Origin of the sequence: Acinetobacter sp. NIPH 2699 (genome assembly GCF_022549355.1) — a bacterium.
In the GTDB taxonomy this organism is placed as follows: domain Bacteria; phylum Pseudomonadota; class Gammaproteobacteria; order Pseudomonadales; family Moraxellaceae; genus Acinetobacter.
The window spans coordinates 52048-73778 of the sequence record NZ_JAKZGL010000003.1; the positions used below are offsets into that span (position 1 = coordinate 52048).

The following is a 21731-nucleotide window of genomic DNA, read 5'->3' on the forward strand; positions in this document are numbered from 1 at the left end:
CAAGCCTATTATTTAGCTTGCTGTTTTTCAGCTTCACGTAGTTTTGATGATAAACGGTCTAATACACCATTGATGTATTTATGACTATCAGCACCACCAAAGTGTTTCGCTAACTCAATTGCTTCATCAAGCACCACGCGATATGGAACTTCAAGATGATCGCGTAGTTCATACGCACCGAGGCGTAAAGTTGCAAGTTCGACACCATCCAGTGCGCTTAACTCACGGTCAAGTACTGGAATAAGTAACTCATCTAAAGCGTCATGTTGAGCAACCACTTGAGTGAGCAATTCATGGTAATAGTTAAGGTCAACTTTGTGCATGGCATTTTCTACACGGGTACGTGCTTCAATTTCATGAACAGGATTATGACTCATTTGCCATTCATAAATCCCTTGTACAGCAAAACGACGTGCTTTGCGTTTCGCTGCATAAGCGGCCTGAAGTGTTTGCGACATGCTTTAAATTGCCTTTAATAAGTTAACCATTTCGATCGCAGTAAGTGCAGCTTCGCTACCTTTATTACCTGCTTTCGTACCAGAGCGTTCAATTGCTTGTTCAATGCTATCGGTTGTCAAGACACCATTGATCACAGGCATTGTGCTTTCAAGTGCAACCACACCTAAACCTTTGGCACATTCACCTGCAACAAAGTCAAAGTGTGGTGTACTACCACGGATCACCGCACCTAATGCAATAATGGCATCAAAGTTTTTTGATGCAGCGAGTTTTTTTGCAACAATCGGCAGTTCCCATGCACCCGGTGCATGAATCACGGTGATGGCTTCTTCTGAAACGCCATGGCGTTTTAAAGTGTCGATAGCACCTTCAAGTAAATGTTCAACCACAAAACTGTTGAAACGACCCACTAAGATCGCATAGCGACCTTCGCTTGCGAGATGTAATAAACCTTCAATTCGGCGAATTGCCATAGCAACCTCGATTATTTTGCTGTGATTTGATCGGCAGTGATGTATTCCACGACCTCTAAATTAAATCCGGATAAGGCATTGAAACGAAGTGGGGAACTCAACAACTTCATTTTCTCAACACCTAAATCACGTAAAATCTGTGCGCCAACACCAATGGTTTGATATTGATGTGATAGGGCAGCGTTGGATTTGAGCGGTTTCGGCTGATTTAACAGGTCGAAAGCATGGCCTAAATCTTGTAAATGATCTTGACCGATCCAGACTAAAACACCGCGTTCGCTTGCTGCAATGGTTTTAAGCGCAAGATCTAAATTCCAAGCAGAAGAACCATCTGCTTTATTCAGCTTTAACAAGTCACGAATTGGACTGAAACCATGTACGCGGACAGTGGTCACTCCTTGTTTTGGTTCGCCTTTGACTAAAGCTAAATGAATATCTGGATTACCAAGCTCACGGTATTTATATAGCTCAAATGTACCATATTCTGTTTGTATGCTTTCTTGCGACAAACGTTCTACGGTTTGTTCATTGGTCATACGGTAGTGGATCAGATCTGCAATGGTTCCAATTTTTAAACCATGTTTTTCAGCAAAAATTTCCAAATCCGCACGACGTGCCATGGTGCCATCTTCATTAATGATTTCACAAATGACGGAAGCAGGTTCTAAGCCAGCAAGCCGAGCGAGATCACAGCCCGCTTCGGTATGACCTGCACGATGTAGTACACCACCGGGTTGTGCCATTAATGGAAAAATATGACCCGGTTGAACAATATCACTTGGTTTGGCATGTGCAGCAACTGCCGCGTGAATGGTATGGGCACGTTCAGCCGCAGAAATCCCTGTACTAATGCCTTCCGCTGCTTCAATTGAAAGCGTAAAGTTGGTTGCATGCTGTGCGCCGTTTTGATCAACCATCAGTGGAAGGTTGAGTTGTTTACAGCGTTCGCGACTCAGGGTCAGGCAGACCAAACCACGGGCATGGGTGATCATGAAGTTAATATCTTCAGGACGAACATGTGTCGCAGCGATGACTAAATCACCTTCATTTTCACGATCTTCATCATCCATCAGGATGACCATTTTGCCTGCACGAATATCTGCGACAAGCTCTTCAACACAACTTAGCGGCATTCGTTTTCACCTTTTTGCTGCCTTTTAGGGCACTAGTATTCGATAAATCTGGCATAGTTTAACGCATTTTAAAAAATTTCGCCTGTGCTTCTTAGACGCTGTTGGTATTTTATCTATGTTTAAGATGAAGCACATTTATAAACCACACACAGTCCCCTGAATTAAAAAACCCAGTTCTTGTGCGGAAGAACTAGGTTCATTTGGTCATGTAACTGACTCTAAATTAGAGTGATGAAATGTCCGTAGTCTCAGTTGAGGCTTTGGCTTTTTTACCCATCAGAATCTCAGTACGCAGCATTTGTGCTACGGTTGCACATTGCTCATTCATACCATTAATCATAAAAGCGTGACGTGTCATGATATTGCTTGGATTCGGCATGGCGACCAGTTCATAACTATGTTGAACGGCTTTTAATTGGTCATGGTTGAGGTGTAAAGCGGCTTCTTTGGCATGTAAATGCTGCGTTAAACGTTTTGCTGCTTCGATGGCATCTAGTTGCATGGCATCAACAGCACTGGCCACTGCACCGCGAGTTTGTAGCGCAAAGCGTTTATCTTCACGGTAGCGTTTATAAAGCACTTCGGCCAATAACTGGAACACAGCACCGACCATCATCAAACATTCAAGTGCATGTGGCTGTTCAGCCGTGGTCGATAAGGTCGCACCTTCAGCATTAAACTCTTGTGCTACACGAATGTGTGCTGCATCAATTTGATAATGTTTGGCGCAGAGATAGATGCTTTTATCTAAGAAAAGTTGGCACAATTTGAAATAAGGCACAGAAACAGACTGGTTGACACTATTCAAAAGCTGTTTTGGATCATAAAACTGGATATTGAGCGCTAAAGCTTGATCATTCACTTGAGATTGATCTATTGGATTTTTCTCAACACGCGGTTTGGCTTGTTCTTTGGTTTGTTGTTGCGCTTGAGCGACTAAAGTGATGGTATTTTGCTTTTCGAGCGCGAGTGCTTGGGTTAAACGCTGAATTTCATGTTTAAGATGATTTTCTTGATTGATACGTGCCAAGTATTCACTGCGTGTTGGGCGAGCAATGACACGATAAGCCAGCCATATCAGGAAGTGAATAAAGAGTGATGCAAAAATAGCCAGCCATTGGGTGCGTAAGATTTCACCAATACTGGGTTGAATTAAGGTAATTTCAACTGTCCCAACTTTCTTTTCATTTTGCAATGCATCACGGACGAACACTTCGCCTTGACGTGTTTTGGACATACCACTGGTCGCAAGCACTTGCTGATTTGCATTCAAAATACGAATCGATGCAACGCTAGGATTGGTGGCATAGCGATTGGCAACCAATGCCAATGAAACGGTGTTGGCGGGTTCCAGTTCTGCAAGACTATCTGCCACCAGCTGACTGGTCATCAGTTGTCCTTGGCTAGCGCGATTTTCATTGAGTTGATGTGTCGTTGCAATCACCAATAAAAAGGTATGCAATGCAAAACTTACGATCAGTAGGCTAGCAAATAGCCCTTGGCGAGGCGCATTCAAGTTAAAATTCCAAGGCAAATAGATTCATGGGTTATGCTATGATTCTTACATACAATAGTTGTCGCTCAAACACGAGTCAATTCATGCGAGAAATCATTCTTATATCCTTTTTAGGACCAGATCAACCGAATCAGTTTACTCGATTAATGCAAGTACTATCCGTACATTCTTTGCAAATACTCGATGTTGGTCAGGCTGTTATCCATAACCAACTCACCCTTGGGATTGTTGTTGCTTCGGATAATGAGACTGCAACTGCATTAGCAATGAAAGAGATTTTGATTTTAGCACATGATATTGGCTTAACAGTTCGATTTAAACCAATCTCCAACGCAGAATATGAGCAGTGGGTGAGTGAAGGCGGCCGAACGCGTTATATTGTGACAGCACTGGCGCCAGAATTAACCGCTGAACATCTGCAAGCCGTCACAAACATTGTTTCGAGTCAGGGTTTTAATATTGAAACAGTCACCCGTTTGTCAGGTCGTTTGGCATTAGCAGAAGAAAGCCATTTTCCACGTCGTGCTTGTGTGCAGTTTGGTTTAAGTGGACAAATGCTGGATGCGCAAGCCATGCGTGCAGCCTGTTTAAGTTTATCGGGTGAGTTGAATATTGATGTTGCGGTGCAAGAAGACAATGCCTATCGCCGTAATCGACGTTTAGTTTGTTTCGATATGGATTCAACCTTAATTGAACAAGAAGTCATTGATGAAATCGCCTTAGAAGCGGGTGTGGGCGAACAAGTTGCTGAAATTACAGAACGTGCGATGCAAGGCGAGCTGGACTTTCAACAAAGTTTTCGTGCGCGTGTTGCCTTATTAAAAGGCTTAGATGCGTCTGTGCTACCCAAGATTGCAGAGCGTTTGACCATTACCGAGGGTGCTGAACGCCTGATTTCAACATTAAAATCACTTGGTTATAAAACGGCTATTTTATCTGGTGGTTTTCAGTATTTCGCTGAATACTTACAAGAAAAACTTGGGATTGATGAAGTTCACGCCAATATCTTAGATGTTCAAGATGGCGTCGTTACGGGTGAAGTCCAAGGGGCAATCGTTGATGGTGCGCGTAAGGCAGAGTTATTGCGCCAATTGGCCGAACGGATGGGGATTTCACTTGAACAAGCCATGGCGGTGGGGGATGGGGCCAATGATTTACCGATGTTGTCTATCGCAGGTTTAGGTGTCGCATTCCGTGCTAAACCGTTGGTGCGTCAAAATGCCAATCAGGCCATTTCAAGTGTTGGTTTAGATGGGGTGTTATATCTGTTAGGTATGCATGATAAGGATTTAAACCGCGCTTAGGTCAACGTTTATTGCGTTTAAATAAGGTCGCTTTTACTGCGGCCTTATTCATTTTTTATACGTCACTTATTCGTCATAATTATGTCTAAATGTATAGAAAATCAACAATAAAAAAATTAAGAAAAAAGTTTTTATACGTCCAAATTGCACTATGTTTTTTTGTAATGACACGCGGCAATTGATGCTATATGGAAATTCAGGGCTTTTGTAATTTAAAAAAATGTAATGACAAAAGCATATTGCGACAGCTTGTGTCGTATGGTTAATTTCAGGCTCTTTTTTTCTAAAAAAAACACTCCATAATGCTTAAAGACGCAAATGCAATACGAAGTACTGTTAGAGATACAGAACAATTATGATGAGGTCTGAACAAGAATACAGACCATCTTTTTTAAGACGGAGGTTCCTATGGAAGCAGCGAATTTCACCATGTGGGTTGGATTTGGCTTAATCGCTGTCGCAGTTATTGCTGTTTTCTTTTCTCCTTATCGTCGTTGGTTAGGTTTTATGTTGGCAGGTATGCTCTGTTGGGGACTGTTAGAAGTGGTACGCTTTGGTGTGCAAACCACCTTCGACATATCAGTCGCTTATAGTTATCTGACGGCCCTGAGCCTCGCGATGGTGACGGTTACATTTATCCTTTTACGTGAAGACAAACAAGCACAAAAACAGTTAGCAAATCGTCAGTATATTGAACATACACCAGTATATAAGGATGACCAGCAACAATGTTCTAGCAGATAATCTATAATAATTTGAACAACAACAAAGGCATGCTCAGCATGCCTTTGTTGTATTCTGTGACAAAGCTTTTACCGCCTTTTCTACAATTGTGCTAGGATACGGATTGTCTTAATTTCCACCATTATACTGTAGGCATAAATGTCATGAAGCTTCCTTCTTTACCTGTGGTTAAGTTACCTATTGTTGATGTAAGTACTGATCCACTTGATTTGTTAGTGGCAGGTTTGGCGTTACGTATGAAGCAATTAGCACGTACTAGCCCGAAGTTTATTGAGTTGGTACATGATCGTGAGTTTCGTATTCAAATCGGTACAGATTTAGGTATGGCGCGTCAAATTCTTGTGAATCGTGGCAAGATTGAGACCGTTGCAGGTAGCCCAGAAAAGGCCGACTTTATTTTACAGTTTGCTGATAGTGAGCAAGGTGTAAAAACTTTGGTGAAAGGCGATCCAACTGCATTCATGACTGGTATGCAAGATGGCAGTATTAAAATGGAAGGTGATTTTAGTTTGTTGGTTTGGTTTAACCAAGCTGCAAAATTAATTCCACCGAAGGTGCCAAAACCTGTAAAAGAAAAGTTTCGCCAAGCTCGTGCGTTTATCAAAGAAAAAACAGGCAGATAAAAAGCCATAAAAAAAAGCTCCCGAATTCGGGAGCTTTTTGATTCTCTAGGATTATTCAACTTCTAGGTTAAAGGTCACTGGACCATCATTGACTAGGTGCACTTTCATATCCGCAGCAAAAACACCTGTTTGCACATGTGCAAATTGTTGGCAGGTATATGTCACCAATTGTTCATATAGTGCTTTGGCTTCAACTGGTGGCATTGCTGGCCCAAAGTCTGGACGTAAGCCTTTTTGGGTTTGCGCCATCAGGGTAAATTGCGATACCAATAAAATTCCGCCATTGGCTTGGCTGATATTCCAGCCCATTTTGCCTTGCTCATCATCGAAGATCCGATATTTTAGAATCTTATCAATTAGCTTTTGACCTTTTTCTAAAGTATCTGCTTTACCGAGGCCTAAAAATACCAATAAACCGTGTTGAATCTCGCCTGTGGTTTGGCCCTCAACGACAACTTTAGCTTCGAGGACGCGTTGAATGACTGCACGCATAACATTGAAAGATAGCTGAAAAAGACAGGCGATTTTAGCAGAGAACTTTGCTTAAAAAGTAGCTGAGCAGCAAAAGTCTACTATTCAACATGAGCGATTTGGTTGTATAACAAGAGATATTATGCAAAAGAATGGGTTAAAACCAGCACCTATGTCTGCCATTATTCGATCATTATTGGACACCGACTTATATAAATTCACCATGTTGCAAGTGGTGTTACATCAGTTTCCACAAACCCATAGTGTTTATTTATTCCGTTGTCGAAATTTACAAGATACGGCTTATCCTTTGGTCGAAATTTTAGCTGATTTAAATCATCAGCTTGATTTGTTATGTGATTTAAAATTTGCAGAAGATGAGCTGCAATATTTACGTTCATTGCGCTTTATCAAAAGTGATTTCGTTGATTATTTAGAATTATTCCAACTGAAGCGTCGTTTTATTCAAGCCAGTGTTGATGATGCAGGTCGTTTGGATATTCGAATCGAAGGACCTATGGTTCAGGCGATGATGTTCGAGATTTTTGTCTTGGCAATTGTCAATGAACTCTATTTCCGCCGTATTCGTCATGATGATGTCTGGGTTGAAGGTGAACGTCGCTTACAGCAAAAATTGGTTCAACTACAACAATATGCCCTAGAGCAACAAGACAGTGATCCACCTTTTCTCGTGTCTGATTTTGGGACACGTCGCCGTTATAGTTTTGAATGGCAAAAACATGTGGTACAGGCTTTTCACACTGCCGCACCCAAGGTATTTCGTGGAACCAGTAATGTGTTATTGGCAAAAGAATTGGGTATTAGCCCAATTGGAACAATGGCACATGAATTTTTACAAGCGTTTCAGGCGTTGGATGTACGCTTACGTAATTTTCAAAAGGCAGCACTGGAGGCATGGGTACAAGAATATCGTGGTGATCTTGGGATTGCCTTGACCGATGTGGTCGGTATGGATGCATTCTTACGTGATTTTGATTTGTATTTCGCCAAGTTGTTTGATGGCTTGCGCCATGATAGTGGTGATCCGTATGAATGGGGCGACAAAGCCTATGCACATTATCGTCAATTAAAAATTGATACCAAGACTAAGATGCTCACCTTTAGTGATGGTTTGAACTTGGAAAAAGCATGGTTATTACATCAGTATTTTAAAGACCGTTTTCAAGTCAGTTTTGGGATTGGCACCAATCTCACCAATGATATGGGACAAACGCCGCTGAATATTGTTTTAAAATTGGTGGAATGTAATGGGCAATCGGTCGCGAAAATCTCGGATAGCTCAGGTAAAACCATGAGTGATAATGAGACTTTCCTCGCCTATTTAAGACAGGTGTTTGAGATTGAGGAAACAACCGAGACTTTATAATTTTAATTCGATACGCGTAAACGTCATCCACAACCTGCGTGATATAAGCAAGAAGTCTTTTTTGCGATACAGTTAAATAGATGAAAGAAGTGAACAGGTTTTGTGGATGACAATGGTTTTGCCTACTTTTGTCGAAACAAAAGTAGGTCGAGCCGAAGGCTTATCCCGAAATAGGATGAGAACACAGTAAGACTCTGTAATGGAAATTCAATTATTTAACTTCTCTATATCTTCTTTTCTGCTAAATGAATGCAAAAAATCAGACAAAGATAAAAAGTGAGCTATGCTAAAATCAGCTTAATGCGAACGACAAGACACCATAACCATGACGGATGTAGATTTTAAACTGGGCTTACTGATTGAACCTGAACAACTTGCTCCCTATTTGGGACATGAGTTGATCCGTGTTATTGATTTAAGCCGTGCATCGGTTTATGAGCAATTGCATATTCCTCATGCGGTTCATTTACAACCTAAATATTTGGTTGCACAACAAGAACAAGCCAATGGGGTATTGCCTGATTTACAAGGTTTACAAGCCTTCATTGAGAAATTAAATATTTCTCCTCAACATCATGTGGTGGTGTATGACGATGAAGGTGGTGCTTGGGCGGGGCGCTTGATCTGGAATTTACATTGCCTTGGTTTTAACCGCACCAGTCTAATTAATGGCGGCATTCATGGTTGGCTTGGTGCAGGTTTACCGACCACGGCTGAAGTGGACCAAGTCACACCGGTTGCAGGTCTTTTCCAGATTGATTTGGAGACCGTACAGCAGCATCGAATAGAATATCAGGAATTGTTACAACACGTCGAACAGCAAAATATTCAGCTCTGGGATTGCCGTACTACTGAAGAATATACAGGCTTGCGTCTAGCTGCGCGACGCGGCGGTCACATCCCAAATGCACTGCATTTTGAATGGAGTACTGCCCTAAACCGTGAAAATCATCTAAAATTACATCCGCTTGAACGCACTCAACAACGTTTGGAGCAATTAGGCTTTGATTTACAACAACCTGTAGTGGTGTATTGCCAGTCGCATCACCGTTCTGGCTTGGCGTATATTTTGGCGAGATTGCTCAACTGGCAAGTTAGAGCCTACGATGGTGCGTGGAGTGAATGGGGCAATCGCCTCGATAGTCCTATTATTTCAGGGGAGTCACCGTCTTGAGTTTTGCAGTAGATTTAAAAAAACAATTCTTTATCAAAGCGCAGAATCTTGTGCCACAACATCAGCTTAGTCGTGTTATTGGCAAGGTTGCCGCAAGTGAAAATCTTTTGGTAAAAACTGCTGTGATTCAAGCGTTCAAAGCAAAATATGGCATTGATATGAGCATTGCCGAACAAGCTAATCCGAATCAATATAAATCATTTAATGAATTTTTTACCCGCGCTTTAAAAGAAGGCGTACGTGGGATTGATGAACAAGCAGATAGTATTGTTTGCCCTGCGGATGGTGCGATTTCTCAGTTGGGCAAAATTGAAGCGGGTGATATTTTCCAAGCCAAAGGTCAAAGTTTTTCTGTTGAGAAACTGATTGGTGATCCGCAATTGGCAAAGCCATTCCAAAATGGTCAATTTGCCACGGTTTATTTGTCACCTAAAGATTATCATCGTGTGCATATGCCATTGGCAGGTACATTGACGGAAACTTTATATATTCCTGGTGAATTGTTTTCAGTGAATCAAGTGACTGCGGAAAACATTCCCGGTTTGTTTGCGCGTAATGAACGTATGGTGTGTTTGTTTGACACTGAATTGGGACGTATGGCTGTGGTGTTGGTCGGTGCGATGATTGTCGCAGGCATTGAAACGGTTGCGACGGGTAAAGTAAAACCAACAGGTCGGGTTGAATTACAGCATCATCAAATGAAACTTGAGAAAGGCGCAGAACTTGGTCGTTTCTATTTAGGTTCAACCGCAGTGGTGGTGTTTGAAAAAGATAAAATGGTGTGGGAAGAGCAGTTTAAAGCCAATTCGGCTGTGGTGATGGGTGAGCGGTTGGGGCATTCAGTTTAATTTATAAGTAATTTTTAAAAGCCCCTTGATGAGTTTGAGGGGCTTTTTTTACGTATTTCGCATAAGGCGTATTATGTTAATTTTAGGAAAAGTGAACAATAAATGAATGACATAGAAAAATTTCAGTTCAAATTAGAATTAATATTAAATCTAAAATCGGCTAAAGATATTCAAGATTGGGCTACAAATAGAATAGAGCAAAATATGACAGATTCGGAAGCTTTGGAAATCTGTTTCTTTTCTAAAGAAAAACAAGTTTTAGATTATTTTTACAACATTAAATTTGAATGGTTGAACTTACCCCCTACTTTAAAGAAAATTTTTTTTAGGGAAGCGTTAAGAAAATATATTGAACCACCACCAACTATTGAATATTCAGAAGAATTAATCAGAAGTATCTTTGGAATGTTGCTTGAGCTTTCAAAAATTGCTGAAGATGAAGATTTATACGACTTGATAGATCATTATGACGATGAACTTTGTTTAATTTTAGATGGTATTTATAATTCAGCACCAGAAGAGGTATGGCCTTCATTCCTTAATGATCTTAGGAATAGGCTTTCCATAAAATCACTGTCCATTTAACATAATGGCCGTTATGTGAAGCAAATACAGATTAATTAATAAAAAAATCAAATATTTAAAGTTTTTGAGTAATATCAAAAACGATCAGAAAGACCAGTTTGAAACAAATCACTTTTTTGTGAGCAATTCTGATATTTTTCCAAGCGTTAACCCTGTACGCTTTTTCTTACAAACATTAAGGGCAATGTCCCATATTCAGACCCAATCAAATTGCCTAATATGAACTCATCAGGAACAGGAAGTTCCAAAACATAAAACAAGAATGATAAGTTTTAGCATCAGGATGTGAGGTATGACAGGAATTGTACCTAGTGAAAGGAATATGGAAAAAGCTCGACAGGATGTCGGGCTTTTTTTATTTAATTTCAATTTGTTTAGCCCAAAGTTCAATCAGCATTTGTACGGTCTTACTCAACGGTTTATAACTCGGCCAAATCGCATGAATCGGCATATCCAGACCATTGGTGGTATCGCTAAACTCTAATCGGACTAAACTTTGTTTGGCAAAATGCTCATTGACTACTGAAAGTGGAAAATTACCCCAACCCATGCCTTGTTCCACCATATTAATCGCCATGGACAAATTATCGGTATACCAACACGCATCAGAAACCAGTACGCGAGGATCAGGTAGCGGATGATTTTTACTGGCAATAATGATTTGTCTTAACTCAGAAAGCATGGTGAGCTCATTTTTATGATTGTCTTTCAATTGCTGGGCATCTTTCGGTGAAACCGCTGCGACAAATTTTTCAACACCCAATAATCTAAAACGCTCGTTGATGTCGATAGCCGATGAGCTATATGCGATATAAAGATCAATTTCATTATTTTGCAAACGCGTTTTTAACTCTTGTTGCGGTGCACAGACCATTTCAATATTTAACAGTGGATAACGCTGAATCAGATGCTCAATACCGACCAATAAAAATTTCTGATTGATATCCGCAGCGACACCGATTGAGAGACTGGTTTCCAGCCCTGTTGAAAGCTCGGTCAGATGCAATTCTAATTGGCGCATTTTGGTAACGATCAATCGTGCATGGGGTTCGATCGAAAGCGCGACCTCGGTCGGTGCAAGATGATTCTTACTACGGTCAAATAATTTTAAATTCAATTCCGCTTCTAAATGGGCAATCGCCATACTGACTGCGGAGGGAACACGATTTAGCGCACGTGCGGCGGCTGAAAAATTACCGCGATCAATAATCTCAAGGATTAACTCAAGCTGTTCACTACTTAGTTTCATACCTGTTTCCTTGTCAGTAAATCTGATCACGATTGACTTTTTTTATCAGAGTGAGGGCGTAAAATCCACTCATTATTGATTTGAAGGTGTTGTGATGCAAGGAACCAAAAGAAGAGTAACCTATGTATTGTTCTATGAAGTGTTTAGCTTTTTGATCTGCGCTATGATTTTGGCGGTGCTTTCGGGGACCACCATTAGCCATACTGGTCCGTTATCCATTCTCATCGCAGTGATCGCTGTCACGGTCAATTTCTTTTATAACTATGTTTTTGAGATGTGGGAAAAAACACAAATATCAAAAACACGGACAGTACGGAGACGGATTGCACATGCGATTGGGTTCCAAATCATATTGGTGATGATTTTGATTCCGTTAATTGCATGGTGGATGCAGATCAGTTTAGTGAAAGCCTTTTTATTGGATTTTAGTTTGATGGTGATCATCCCGTGTTATACCTTTGTTTATAATTATTTCTTTGATCACATTTTCGGGTTGCCTAGCCATTTGCTTGAAGAAAACGAACTGGGTTCAAAAGTAAGCAGCTCATTTTCAAAAATCCAAAACTAAACCAGCTAATCTGTTCGGATCGGCTGGTTTGTATTTTATGTTGACTGCTGCTGTGCAGAGTATTCAGATCATTCGATATAAACGTTCTTTGGGGAAAACAGCAGTAAAGGTCGAGCCTTCATTCTCTTTAGATGTAATTTCTAAATATGCTCCGTGCTGCATTAAGACATGTTTGACAATAGCCAGTCCTAAACCTGTGCCGCCTGTTTGACGGCTTCGTGCGCTGTCTACGCGATAAAAACGTTCAGTTAAGCGTGGTAAATGTTTCGGGTCAATGCCGATCCCATTATCCTGCACGGTAAAATAAGCTTGATCATTATCTTCGTGCCAGCCAATGGTAATAATGCCACCTTTGGGGGTGTATTTGATTGCATTGGTAATCAAATTACTGAAAGCGCTGGCAATTTCCATATCTGAGCCAATCAGATCACAATGACTGTCGATATCTAAGTTGAGGGTATGACCATAATCCAAGTTATAGGCGCGGGCATCATCAAAGATTTGATTCATTAAATTTGCCATATCAATGATCTGTTTTTTTGCGACTTTTTTATTATTTTCCAAATTAGAGAGTAACAGTAAATCATTGACCAATGCATTCATTCGCTTGGTTTGCGATTGCATTTGCGTGAAGGCACGTTTCCAACGTGGGGTAATATCATCTTGATCGGTAAAGGTTTCGATATAACCACTGAGCACGGTGAGAGGGGTGCGTAGTTCATGTGAAATATTATCGACAAAATCTTTACGCATCTGTTCAAGGTTATGCACACGTGTGGTGTCATAGGCCACAAGAAGTCGACTTTCTCCACCAAAACGTGTCAGTTTGACCTGCACATAGTGTTCTTCATCCATTTGGATTTGTAGGCGAATCCCATCGGGCGCTTGATCGCTATGCTTAAAATATTCAATAAAACTTGGTTGGCGTAAAATTGTCAACAAGTTACGTCCACGATCTAAAGGTTCAATCCCGAGTAACTTCTCGGCTGCTGGATTCCACCATTCGATTTGGTGTTGATCATCAATCAATACCACAGCTTCGGCTAAAGCGAACAGCGACGATTGTGCACGGTCAATTAAGCCTACCATTTCTGCTTGGACAATGCGTTCTTGGCGTTGGGCACGATAGACATTGAACAGTAATGCACCCCAAATCCCATTCAAATTCGGTGGTACATCATAAGGACGGTTGGAAATCCATTCATTGACCAAGTAGAGCGAGCGGAGCTGTAGGGCGAAAAACACCACAAATGCGATGAAAATACAGCTCCAAAAATAGCCTACTCCAAATCCGATTAAGCTCGCAATCAATAAGAAAAACAGCAACAGTCTTAAATCTTGTTTTGCAAAATCCCATAAACTGCTATAGCGAAAACGTTGGTGTTCACGTGCCAGTTCAGGGACGGGATAAGGTTCGTACATAAAGGGCTTTAACCTGCTGCCAAATCAGCTCGTGTAGAAAAACGATAACCTGTGCCACGTACCGTTTGTACAAAACGATCGACACCATAAGGTTCTAACACTTTGCGTAAACGACGAATATGCACATCAATGGTACGATCTTCGATATAGACATTACCACCCCACACTTGGTCAAGTAATTGAGCGCGCGTATAAGCACGTTCAGGATGGGTCATAAAGAAGGCGAGTAAACGATATTCGGTTGGTCCCATCTCCAAAATGTTGTCGCCGAAGCTGACACGTTGGCTGACAGGATCAAGCATGAGACCATTGGCATCAATGACCTTTTCGCCACTGAGTGCATTGGCGCGACGTAATACTGCTTTGATTCGCGAAACCAGTTCACGGGTAGAAAAAGGTTTGGTCATGTAGTCATCGGCACCCGCATCTAAGCCTTGTACCTTGTGATCTTCTTCACCACGTGCTGTCAGCATAATCACTGGGATTTCAGCCAAGTTCTCATCACGTTTGAGGCGACGGCACAAATCCACACCACTGACACCGCCTGGTAGCATCCAATCTAACAAGATAAGAGCAGGACGCTGATCAACGATAATTTGATGTGCTTGTTTGGCATCCTCAGCTTGTAAACATTGGAAGCCTGCCATATCCAAAGAGGTATGGATCATTTCACGAATCGGTAGCTCATCGTCGACAATTAAAATATAGTCATCTTTCACAGCGCAATACCCTCAAAATTTATAACGGTAATGGTGAACCGTTTTGTTGTTATGACAGGCTTATTACAAAGATTAATTATGACAATATCATTGCAAAAGAGTGAATAAAGTCGAATTTAGCAATAAATTGTGACAATTGTGAGGCAGCGTAGTGACCAAATGATGACATGTGATTGATCAATAAAACAAATGAATTCATTTGGTTAATATCATCTTAGTTTACCAGTTTTATTTGTCACAAAACTGTAAAATGATTTTAATTTTTTTGTGATGTTGTTGCGATAAAGGACAGAAATACCGCACAACATGCTGCTAATACATCATCTAGTGGTTGTTTGAAGCCCTCAGAGACCCACCGAATAATAATGTGTGTGACATAACCATTTAAGCCTGTCGCCATCAAAGATACTTCCTCAGTGCTTTGTGGAACATTTGGCATGGTGATCATGACAAAGCCTTGAATGATACGATCGAACTGGGTCAAGGTCTCTTGGATCGTGGCTTGATTGTGTAAGTCTTGCACCAACATGGCATCAATATAAATAATTCGTGCCATACGTGGATCATTTCTAATGGTGTTGAGTAAAGCCGATAACCCCGCAGTAACCATGTTTTTCGGTTCGGGTGCCGCCAGTAACACCGCCTGCGTTAAACAACTTTGCATTTCACCGATCATTCTCAAGAAAACGGTTTGGAATAATTCCTCACTTTTTTTAAATGATTCATAGAAATAGCGTTCAGTCAGTTTGGCTTCATTGCAGACATCTTTGACGGTAACCGAGAAAAAGCCCTGTGTACCGTAAGTGGCGATCCCAGCTTCAATGAGTTTTTCACGACGAGCTTCTTTACGTTCAGTTAAAGAAAGACCCTTGAATTGACGCTCTTTGGTTTCGCTATTGTTTTTCTTCGCTTTGGCTTGCTTTGGGGTTGTCATTGAAAGAACCGTTTCCTAAAAAGTCTTTATATCGTATGTCTAGCTCAGTTTACATCATGCAACGATGCCTTGTATCGCCTAAAAATTTTGTGCCATTCAAGGTAAAGAGTAAATAGACCTAATATGACAAGTAATGTGCGTGTTATTGCCATTTGTCTTAAAAGCATAGTGTATTATATTGACAACCTGTATTGTCAAAATTATATTGGTTACAGCTTAATCTGCACATGACAACGCATGATTGGGGCGAATATGTGCATCTCATTCATAGGGTTTGTTGGCATTCCACAGACCTTTATACAAAGGATAGGCAATGAAAAATTTTAAAAATAAAGTCGCAGCGATCACAGGGGCAGGTTCTGGGATTGGACAACAACTGGCTATTTTATTGGCTCAACAAGGCTGCCATTTGTCATTGAGTGATATCAATGAAAAAGGCTTGGCGCAAACTGTTGAGTTGTTAAAAGCATCTCCTGTTACTGTAACAACCAGAGTGCTTGATGTATCTAATCGTGATGCAGTGAAACAATGGGCACAAGATACCGTTCAAGATCATGGTTCAGTGAATCTCATCTTTAATAACGCAGGTGTGGCACTCGGCTCAACGGTGGAAGGTGCCAGCTATGAAGATTTAGAGTGGATTGTGGGAATTAACTTCTGGGGTGTGGTCTATGGCACCAAAGAATTCCTGCCATTTATTAAACAAAGCAAAGATGGGCATATTATCAACATTTCAAGTATCTTTGGTTTAACCTCTCAGCCAACGCAATCAGCATACAATGCAACAAAATTTGCGGTGCGTGGTTTTACAGAATCTTTACGCCAAGAACTTGATATTGAAAAGAGTGGTGTGAGTTCACTTTGTGTACATCCAGGCGGTATCCGTACCAATATTGCAAAAGCTGCGAAAATGAATGACAGCATGAAGAACCTCGGTATGGACCCGCAGAAATCAGCCAAGCAATTTGATAAGTTCTTGCGTACCCCACCTGAAGAAGCAGCACGTCAAATTCTAAATGCGGTGTTGAAAGATAAACGTCGTTTATTGATCGGTGTAGATGCACGTATTGTCGACTCTTTCCAACGTTTGTTCCCAACGGGATATCAACGTATTGCAGCACTTGCAACGAAAATGATGTAAGTTCTACTCTCGTGATTAAAAAGCCATTCTTGTGAGAATGGCTTTTTATTGGGTGCTGAAAATAATGCTGAATCTGTGATGCTTAAATCAGAATCTTAATCTCACGTTTTTTCCAGACAAATTGATAATAGCTGGCTTGGAACACACATAAACAGACAAAAGCCAGTGCGTACGCAATCCAAATCCCTCTGAGCCCCCAAAGCGTGTTAAACCAATAGGCACAAGGAACTTCGATTAAAATAATGGTAAAAATATTAATCAGCATGGGCACGTTGACGGTTCCGCTGGCACGCATGATCGAGGCAAAAATTGCACTTGCCCCAAAAAACAGCAGAGACCACAGCACAATAAACAATAATTGTTGTCCTAGCTCGATGACTTCAGGATCAGTAATAAACAATGCCATTAGATATTTTGAGAATAAATACGCCAGTACAATCAGACTACCTGTAAATAAAAAATTCATACTCAATGCCGTACGCGTCACTTTGGCCAGCAGGTCAGGTTTGCCTGCACCGATAGCTTGCGCTGCAAAGATTGACGCTGCAATGGCAATCGACAATGCAGGAAACTGAATATAGTTGAGCACTTGATTAACTGCGCCGTAAGCCGCAGTGGCGTGTGCACCGTAACGGTTAATCAAGCCGATAATCACCAATCCCGCTAAAGAAGTGGTGACCATCTGGATGCCAGTTGGAATACCCAACTTCAGGATCAGTTGACTTAATTCAGCATCATGACGAATATATTTGACCAGTTGACGATCGATCTTAAGTGGATGATTTTTATGGTTGAGATAAAATGCTAAAAAGATCAGTACCGCAGCATAACCTAAGATGGTGGCGATGGCGGGGGCAACAATACCTAAGGCTGGGAAACCAAAATAGCCTTTCAGTAACACAGGGGTGACTGCTAAGCCAATGAGGCTGGTTAAGCTCAAGGCGATCAAAGGGGTCACACTATCACCAACACCTCGTAAAATAGAGGTGTAAATAATATACACAAATAGCAAGGGGCTACCTGCTAGCATCCACTGCACATAAGGCAGGGAGAGGTGCATGACCTTGGGATCAGTTCCTAAAAGATTGAGAATATGCTCAGCAAAAACAAATCCTAAAACTGCAATGATACTACCGCCAATTAAGGTGATAAACAGGGTAGATCCGATCACGCTACGGACTTTTTCTAGATTTTGTGCGCCCCACGCTTGACCAATTAAAACCGTTGTACCTGCTGAAATTCCAATGGTAAATGCCAGCAAAAAGAACAAGATGGGAAAGAAGACTGATACCGCTGCAATCGCGTCTACGCCCATCATTTGCCCAACAAAAATGGTGTTAATCGTCCCCGACAAATTTTGCAAAATGTTGGTGGCGATGAGCGGGACAAGAAAAACAAAAAAAGTTTTCCATAGATTTGGTTGCATCACCAAAGTCTGGTGTGGGGTCATTCAAATTCCTTAACGCTTCACGATGAAACGTAAATATTTTTTCAAGATAACATACGCAGTATTGAAGTGATTGTTGTTCAGTTTATTTTTGTTGATCAACACTGAAGCAAGATTTCACCAGCACGTTGTAGTGTTTGATCGGTTTTTGCAAAGCAGAATCGAATGAGCCGCAGTGATTCAGGCGCTTGCTGATAAAATGCAGAAATCGGAATGGCGACAATCTTATGTTGTTGCGCAAGAAATTGGCACATGTCGATGTCATTTAAATCAGGACGAATGGCACTGTAATCCAAATTTTGAAAATAAGTCCCTTGAGAGGGAATGAATTTAAAACGAGCGTTTTGAATCTGAGTATTAAATAAATCACGCTTAGCTTGGTAGAAATCTGGCAGCTCTTGAATATGCTCAGGATGCTGCTGCATATAATTGGCTAAAGCAATCTGGCACGGTGTGGTACCACAGAAATTAGCAAATTGATAAATCTGGCGGAATAAGCGCATTAAATTGGGCGCAGCCACACAATAACCTGTTTTCCAGCCTGTGACATGATAGGTCTTGCCAAAAGAGCCAATCACATAGCTACGTTCACGTAATTCTGGAAAGTGCAGTGCGCTATAGTGTTTTTGTCCATCAAAGACTAAATGCTCATAAACTTCATCGGATAAAACCACAATATTTTTATCTTGAATGAGTTCAATGAGTTGTCGCCAGTCTTGTTCTGACCAGATTGCACCTGTTGGGTTATGTGGCGTATTGACGATAATCATGCGAGTTTTGGCTGTGATGCTGTCTTTTACTTTTTGCCAATTGACCTGAAATGTCGGTGCTTCTAAATGGATATGAATGGATTTCCCACCTGCAAGTTGTACCGCAGGTGCATAGCTGTCATAGCTTGGGTCGAAGATAATGACTTCATCTCCAGCATGGATACAGGCTTGAATGGCACAGAAAATCGCAATGGTTGCACCAGGCGTAATGGTGATTTCAGAGATTGGGTCGAGTCGGAGTTGATCACGTTGCAAAAATTGCTTTGCCATTTGCTCACGTAATGCCAGCACTCCATCGCCCGCAGGATATTGGTTATAACCATTTAATGTTGCTTGGCAGAGGGCATCGAGTAGAGCAGGTGGTGCAGGGAAGTCAGGAAAGCCTTGTGAAAGGTTAAGCGCATTGAGTCGTTGGGCGAGTTCAGTCATCACACTAAAAATGGTCACACCTTGACTTGGAAGTTTTGACTGAAGCTGCAACATGGTTTTTAACCTGATTTACGTTTTAGTTTGGACAGATTGTATCGCTAAAGGTGATGGCTGACTACGTCATTGCTGTCAACGTAAAACGTGATATTCACCCTTGATACCCTGAAAATTGTGTCTCACATCAAGCAAACTACAGCAATTGTGTCTTAATAAAAACAATAGTGACACAACGGGTCATTTTTTATTGAAAAATGTCTTAAAAATTTGTTATTTTTCATCATGATACGCTATTTTAGTTAAAACTATAAAGTTGTATAATTTATATCGAGGGGTTTAACGTAAATACCAATTATCGTGAAATGGGACATAGAATAATGGACAGTTTCGATCTAAAAATACGCTATCCGCATCATATTGACCTAAATGATGTGGAGCAGCTCGGGACACTCAACACCATTGGGGTATTAACCAGATTTGATAAAATGGGCTGGAAACAGCAGTTGAGTCGCTGGTTGCAGCTCGATGGTGCAAGCCCGACTTTTACCATTACAGATGAAAAGACAGAACAGACGATAGAAATCGTATTGAATACTTATGGATCATTTCAAGAACTTAACTTTATCGTAAAGACGGATATTCCCGTCGTTGTTGCTCAGAAAGAAATATTTGGATTAATTACGCGTCAGAAAAAAGAGACGATTCATTTTAATCAACTTTCATTGGTACAAGTTAAAGCCTACCTCACCGCGTTTTTGAAGCAGGACACCGATGCGTTGGTTCGATATTATCAACAAAGCAAACAACTGGCGCAATCTGCATAAAGCGAAAAGGCGCAAACCTTCTAGGTGAATATCATCCTGTTATCGGTCATATTTAAGTTTGCCCCTCACCAAGAGCTATGCGAAAGAGAAAACAGAACTCATTGTTGAATTCTGCTTTTCGTGAAGTACGGTTAATCTATATTTAAGACAAGACAAATCGGCATAAGTGCGCTACTGGCGATGATGAGGTCATTTACAACAAATTCTCAACCACAGCACGAATGATACCCAAGATTAGACCAATAAAGGCCCCGACAATGACCCCATTGACACGGATCATATGTAAATCACCGCCAACTTCACTCTCGATTTTGGCAATCATTTCACGTGAATCCCATTCATGGATGCGTTCACTGATATAGCGAATAATTTTATCGCTGTATTGCTCACTAAAATTGGTGGCCAAACCGACCATTTTGGTATTCAGGACTTGGCGAACATTCTCATTTTGGATCAGACTAACGCCAAGTTGTTGGATGGCTGCTTGTAAATTGGTTGCAATGCCTGAGTTGGGTTGCATCAAATCAGTTTTGATTGCATCACATAAAATCGCAATCGCGCCACTAATAAAGTTCAACACTTGTGGGCTATCCAGTAAGGCATCTTTGCCGCTATTCAAACGTTGGCTGGCTTCGCTATCGGTATCAGCAAGTTGCAACATGAGGGCATGCGTCGTTGCCTCAATGTCTTGTCGCCAAGGATGTTCGGGGTTTGCCAACATCGATTCCACTCTTTCAATCAGTGAATCAATGGTACGTTGTTGTACATCAATACCAATCCAGCTTGCACCTTTGGCCAGTTTCCAGACCCCTAGCTCTTTAAATAATGTTCGAGACAACTCACGGGCTTCTTCTGGATGCGAGACCATCCATTGATGAGCCAGATCGAGTCCACGCTGTAACACATCTTGATGGAAGTCATTTTCTAAAACCGCACGTAACATTTCACTGGCAAGGGTATTGATCTTGGTGCTACGGACCCATTGCACACTGTTATTTTGTACAAAGTTGGCAATTTGATCCTGACTGACGAACTCAAAAATTTTCGGAACCGTTTGCTGGATGATTTGAACCACGTGTCCATTATTTTTTGGATTGGCTAACCATTCGCCAACAGCCAAACTGAGGTCGGTATTTTGCAAACTACGTTGCACGATTTGGGGCGATAAAAAGTTTTCTTGAACAAAACGGCCCATGGATTCAGCAATACGTGCCTTATTCCGCGGAATAATCTCAGTATGGTCACGTAATAGTTTGGGTAATGGTATTTTTCCAAATGGATTGCGGAATAACACGGTTACCGCATACCAATCAGCCAAACCACCCACCACACCTGCTTCGGCACTTAACATGAAAATATGGATCAGCCATCTGTATTCAGGCAGAAAATGTGCCACGGCCATTAAACAAATCCACGTCATCACTGCAATCACTAAGGCTACAGTGGCGAAGTATTTACTTCTTTGCAGGCTCGGTACTTTGTGGATTTCTTCGGCTGAATTCATTGAGTCATCC

22 protein-coding genes are annotated in these 21731 nt (G+C 41.2%); 10 read left to right on the top strand and 12 right to left on the bottom strand.

Annotation, left to right across the window (positions count from 1 at the left end; genetic code table 11):
* Positions 1-8: 8 nt before the first annotated feature.
* The 4 genes from nusB to MMP72_RS03795 form a co-directional block, all read right to left on the bottom strand.
* Positions 9-458 (bottom strand): transcription antitermination factor NusB, encoded by a 450-nt coding sequence (nusB, locus tag MMP72_RS03780; RefSeq protein ID WP_130160701.1) that lies wholly within the window; start codon positions 456-458, stop codon positions 9-11.
* Positions 459-461: 3 nt separating this feature from the next.
* Entirely contained in the window at positions 462-932 is a 471-nt protein-coding gene (ribE, locus tag MMP72_RS03785) for a 6,7-dimethyl-8-ribityllumazine synthase (RefSeq protein WP_004673571.1), read from the bottom strand.
* An 11-nt stretch (positions 933-943) separates the two neighbouring features.
* Positions 944-2065, bottom strand: a complete 1122-nt coding sequence (gene ribBA, locus MMP72_RS03790) for a bifunctional 3,4-dihydroxy-2-butanone-4-phosphate synthase/GTP cyclohydrolase II (protein WP_241314686.1) — start codon at positions 2063-2065, stop codon at positions 944-946.
* A 223-nt stretch (positions 2066-2288) separates the two neighbouring features.
* Positions 2289-3599 carry a hypothetical protein gene (locus MMP72_RS03795; protein ID WP_241314688.1) on the bottom strand — a complete coding sequence of 437 codons (1311 nt, stop codon included), beginning with the start codon at positions 3597-3599 and terminating at the stop codon, positions 2289-2291.
* Between the two features lie 65 nt (positions 3600-3664).
* Here MMP72_RS03795 and serB point away from each other — a divergent pair, with 65 nt between their 5' ends.
* From serB to MMP72_RS03810, 3 genes are all read left to right on the top strand, one after another.
* On the top strand, positions 3665-4885 hold the full coding sequence (gene serB, locus MMP72_RS03800; RefSeq protein ID WP_241314690.1) for a phosphoserine phosphatase SerB: 1221 nt from the start codon (positions 3665-3667) through the stop codon (positions 4883-4885).
* Positions 4886-5293: 408 nt separating this feature from the next.
* A complete protein-coding gene (gene aciT / locus MMP72_RS03805; RefSeq protein WP_241314692.1) occupies positions 5294-5629 on the top strand; it encodes a ciprofloxacin tolerance protein AciT in 336 nt (111 codons plus the stop codon).
* A gap of 143 nt (positions 5630-5772) precedes the next feature.
* On the top strand, positions 5773-6252 hold the full coding sequence (locus tag MMP72_RS03810; protein WP_241314695.1) for an SCP-2 sterol transfer family protein: 480 nt from the start codon (positions 5773-5775) through the stop codon (positions 6250-6252).
* A 51-nt stretch (positions 6253-6303) separates the two neighbouring features.
* Here the strand turns inward: MMP72_RS03810 and dtd are convergent, their stop codons facing one another.
* Positions 6304-6744 carry a D-aminoacyl-tRNA deacylase gene (gene dtd / locus MMP72_RS03815; RefSeq protein ID WP_241314697.1) on the bottom strand — a complete coding sequence of 147 codons (441 nt, stop codon included), beginning with the start codon at positions 6742-6744 and terminating at the stop codon, positions 6304-6306.
* A gap of 151 nt (positions 6745-6895) precedes the next feature.
* Here dtd and pncB point away from each other — a divergent pair, with 151 nt between their 5' ends.
* From pncB to MMP72_RS03835, 4 genes are all read left to right on the top strand, one after another.
* Entirely contained in the window at positions 6896-8110 is a 1215-nt protein-coding gene (pncB, locus tag MMP72_RS03820; RefSeq protein WP_241315145.1) for a nicotinate phosphoribosyltransferase, read from the top strand.
* 325 nt (positions 8111-8435) lie between these two features.
* Positions 8436-9284 carry a rhodanese-like domain-containing protein gene (locus tag MMP72_RS03825; RefSeq protein WP_241314699.1) on the top strand — a complete coding sequence of 283 codons (849 nt, stop codon included), beginning with the start codon at positions 8436-8438 and terminating at the stop codon, positions 9282-9284.
* The gene (gene asd, locus MMP72_RS03830; protein ID WP_241314701.1) at positions 9281-10132 is read left to right on the top strand and encodes an archaetidylserine decarboxylase; all 852 of its coding nucleotides are present in this window, start codon (positions 9281-9283) and stop codon (positions 10130-10132) included. The genes MMP72_RS03825 and asd overlap by 4 nt, the downstream gene beginning before the upstream one ends.
* A 102-nt stretch (positions 10133-10234) precedes the next feature.
* Positions 10235-10717, top strand: coding sequence for a hypothetical protein (locus MMP72_RS03835; RefSeq protein ID WP_241314703.1), 483 nt, complete (start codon positions 10235-10237; stop codon positions 10715-10717).
* Between the two features lie 355 nt (positions 10718-11072).
* Here MMP72_RS03835 and MMP72_RS03840 read toward each other — a convergent pair whose 3' ends face one another.
* Complete coding sequence (locus tag MMP72_RS03840) at positions 11073-11966, bottom strand: LysR family transcriptional regulator (RefSeq protein ID WP_241314704.1); 894 nt, start codon at positions 11964-11966, stop codon at positions 11073-11075.
* A gap of 94 nt (positions 11967-12060) precedes the next feature.
* On the opposite strand from MMP72_RS03840, the gene MMP72_RS03845 reads away from it, so the two are divergent.
* Positions 12061-12534: a PACE efflux transporter gene (locus MMP72_RS03845; protein WP_241314706.1), complete on the top strand. Its 474-nt coding sequence runs from the start codon at positions 12061-12063 to the stop codon at positions 12532-12534.
* 63 nt (positions 12535-12597) lie between these two features.
* On the opposite strand, the gene phoR is transcribed toward MMP72_RS03845, so the two are convergent.
* The 3 genes from phoR to MMP72_RS03860 all read right to left on the bottom strand — a co-directional run bounded on the left by phoR (position 12598) and on the right by MMP72_RS03860 (position 15609).
* Positions 12598-13956: a phosphate regulon sensor histidine kinase PhoR gene (gene phoR, locus MMP72_RS03850; protein WP_241314708.1), complete on the bottom strand. Its 1359-nt coding sequence runs from the start codon at positions 13954-13956 to the stop codon at positions 12598-12600.
* 8 nt (positions 13957-13964) lie between these two features.
* Positions 13965-14675, bottom strand: coding sequence for a phosphate regulon transcriptional regulator PhoB (phoB, locus tag MMP72_RS03855; RefSeq protein ID WP_241314710.1), 711 nt, complete (start codon positions 14673-14675; stop codon positions 13965-13967).
* A gap of 256 nt (positions 14676-14931) precedes the next feature.
* Positions 14932-15609, bottom strand: a complete 678-nt coding sequence (locus tag MMP72_RS03860) for a TetR/AcrR family transcriptional regulator (RefSeq protein WP_241314713.1) — start codon at positions 15607-15609, stop codon at positions 14932-14934.
* Positions 15610-15922: 313 nt separating this feature from the next.
* Here MMP72_RS03860 and MMP72_RS03865 point away from each other — a divergent pair, with 313 nt between their 5' ends.
* Positions 15923-16750, top strand: coding sequence for an SDR family oxidoreductase (locus MMP72_RS03865; protein ID WP_241314714.1), 828 nt, complete (start codon positions 15923-15925; stop codon positions 16748-16750).
* Positions 16751-16832: 82 nt separating this feature from the next.
* On the opposite strand, the gene MMP72_RS03870 is transcribed toward MMP72_RS03865, so the two are convergent.
* The gene (locus MMP72_RS03870; RefSeq protein WP_241314717.1) at positions 16833-18200 is read right to left on the bottom strand and encodes an MATE family efflux transporter; all 1368 of its coding nucleotides are present in this window, start codon (positions 18198-18200) and stop codon (positions 16833-16835) included.
* Positions 18201-18295: 95 nt separating this feature from the next.
* Entirely contained in the window at positions 18296-19450 is a 1155-nt protein-coding gene (locus MMP72_RS03875) for a pyridoxal phosphate-dependent aminotransferase (protein ID WP_241314718.1), read from the bottom strand.
* Positions 19451-19770: 320 nt separating this feature from the next.
* Here MMP72_RS03875 and MMP72_RS03880 point away from each other — a divergent pair, with 320 nt between their 5' ends.
* Positions 19771-20217, top strand: a complete 447-nt coding sequence (locus MMP72_RS03880) for a hypothetical protein (RefSeq protein ID WP_241314721.1) — start codon at positions 19771-19773, stop codon at positions 20215-20217.
* A gap of 193 nt (positions 20218-20410) precedes the next feature.
* Here the strand turns inward: MMP72_RS03880 and MMP72_RS03885 are convergent, their stop codons facing one another.
* Complete coding sequence (locus MMP72_RS03885; RefSeq protein WP_241314722.1) at positions 20411-21721, bottom strand: DUF445 domain-containing protein; 1311 nt, start codon at positions 21719-21721, stop codon at positions 20411-20413.
* Positions 21722-21731 lie beyond the last annotated feature (10 nt).

Excerpts from the sequence above, each read along its gene's own strand:
- nusB (WP_130160701.1), bottom strand. The coding sequence starts at position 458 with ATGTCGCAAACACTTCAGGCCGCTTATGCAGCGAAACGCAAAGCACGT.
- ribE (WP_004673571.1), bottom strand. The coding sequence starts at position 932 with ATGGCAATTCGCCGAATTGAAGGTTTATTACATCTCGCAAGCGAAGGT.
- ribBA (WP_241314686.1), bottom strand. The coding sequence starts at position 2,065 with ATGCCGCTAAGTTGTGTTGAAGAGCTTGTCGCAGATATTCGTGCAGGC.
- serB (WP_241314690.1), top strand. The coding sequence starts at position 3,665 with ATGCGAGAAATCATTCTTATATCCTTTTTAGGACCAGATCAACCGAAT.
- aciT (WP_241314692.1), top strand. The coding sequence starts at position 5,294 with ATGGAAGCAGCGAATTTCACCATGTGGGTTGGATTTGGCTTAATCGCT.
- MMP72_RS03810 (WP_241314695.1), top strand. The coding sequence starts at position 5,773 with ATGAAGCTTCCTTCTTTACCTGTGGTTAAGTTACCTATTGTTGATGTA.
- dtd (WP_241314697.1), bottom strand. The coding sequence starts at position 6,744 with ATGCGTGCAGTCATTCAACGCGTCCTCGAAGCTAAAGTTGTCGTTGAG.
- pncB (WP_241315145.1), top strand. The coding sequence starts at position 6,896 with ATGTCTGCCATTATTCGATCATTATTGGACACCGACTTATATAAATTC.
- MMP72_RS03825 (WP_241314699.1), top strand. The coding sequence starts at position 8,436 with ATGACGGATGTAGATTTTAAACTGGGCTTACTGATTGAACCTGAACAA.
- MMP72_RS03835 (WP_241314703.1), top strand. The coding sequence starts at position 10,235 with ATGAATGACATAGAAAAATTTCAGTTCAAATTAGAATTAATATTAAAT.
- MMP72_RS03840 (WP_241314704.1), bottom strand. The coding sequence starts at position 11,966 with ATGAAACTAAGTAGTGAACAGCTTGAGTTAATCCTTGAGATTATTGAT.
- MMP72_RS03845 (WP_241314706.1), top strand. The coding sequence starts at position 12,061 with ATGCAAGGAACCAAAAGAAGAGTAACCTATGTATTGTTCTATGAAGTG.
- phoR (WP_241314708.1), bottom strand. The coding sequence starts at position 13,956 with ATGTACGAACCTTATCCCGTCCCTGAACTGGCACGTGAACACCAACGT.
- MMP72_RS03860 (WP_241314713.1), bottom strand. The coding sequence starts at position 15,609 with ATGACAACCCCAAAGCAAGCCAAAGCGAAGAAAAACAATAGCGAAACC.
- MMP72_RS03865 (WP_241314714.1), top strand. The coding sequence starts at position 15,923 with ATGAAAAATTTTAAAAATAAAGTCGCAGCGATCACAGGGGCAGGTTCT.
- MMP72_RS03870 (WP_241314717.1), bottom strand. The coding sequence starts at position 18,200 with ATGACCCCACACCAGACTTTGGTGATGCAACCAAATCTATGGAAAACT.
- MMP72_RS03875 (WP_241314718.1), bottom strand. The coding sequence starts at position 19,450 with ATGTTGCAGCTTCAGTCAAAACTTCCAAGTCAAGGTGTGACCATTTTT.
- MMP72_RS03880 (WP_241314721.1), top strand. The coding sequence starts at position 19,771 with ATGGACAGTTTCGATCTAAAAATACGCTATCCGCATCATATTGACCTA.
- MMP72_RS03885 (WP_241314722.1), bottom strand. The coding sequence starts at position 21,721 with ATGAATTCAGCCGAAGAAATCCACAAAGTACCGAGCCTGCAAAGAAGT.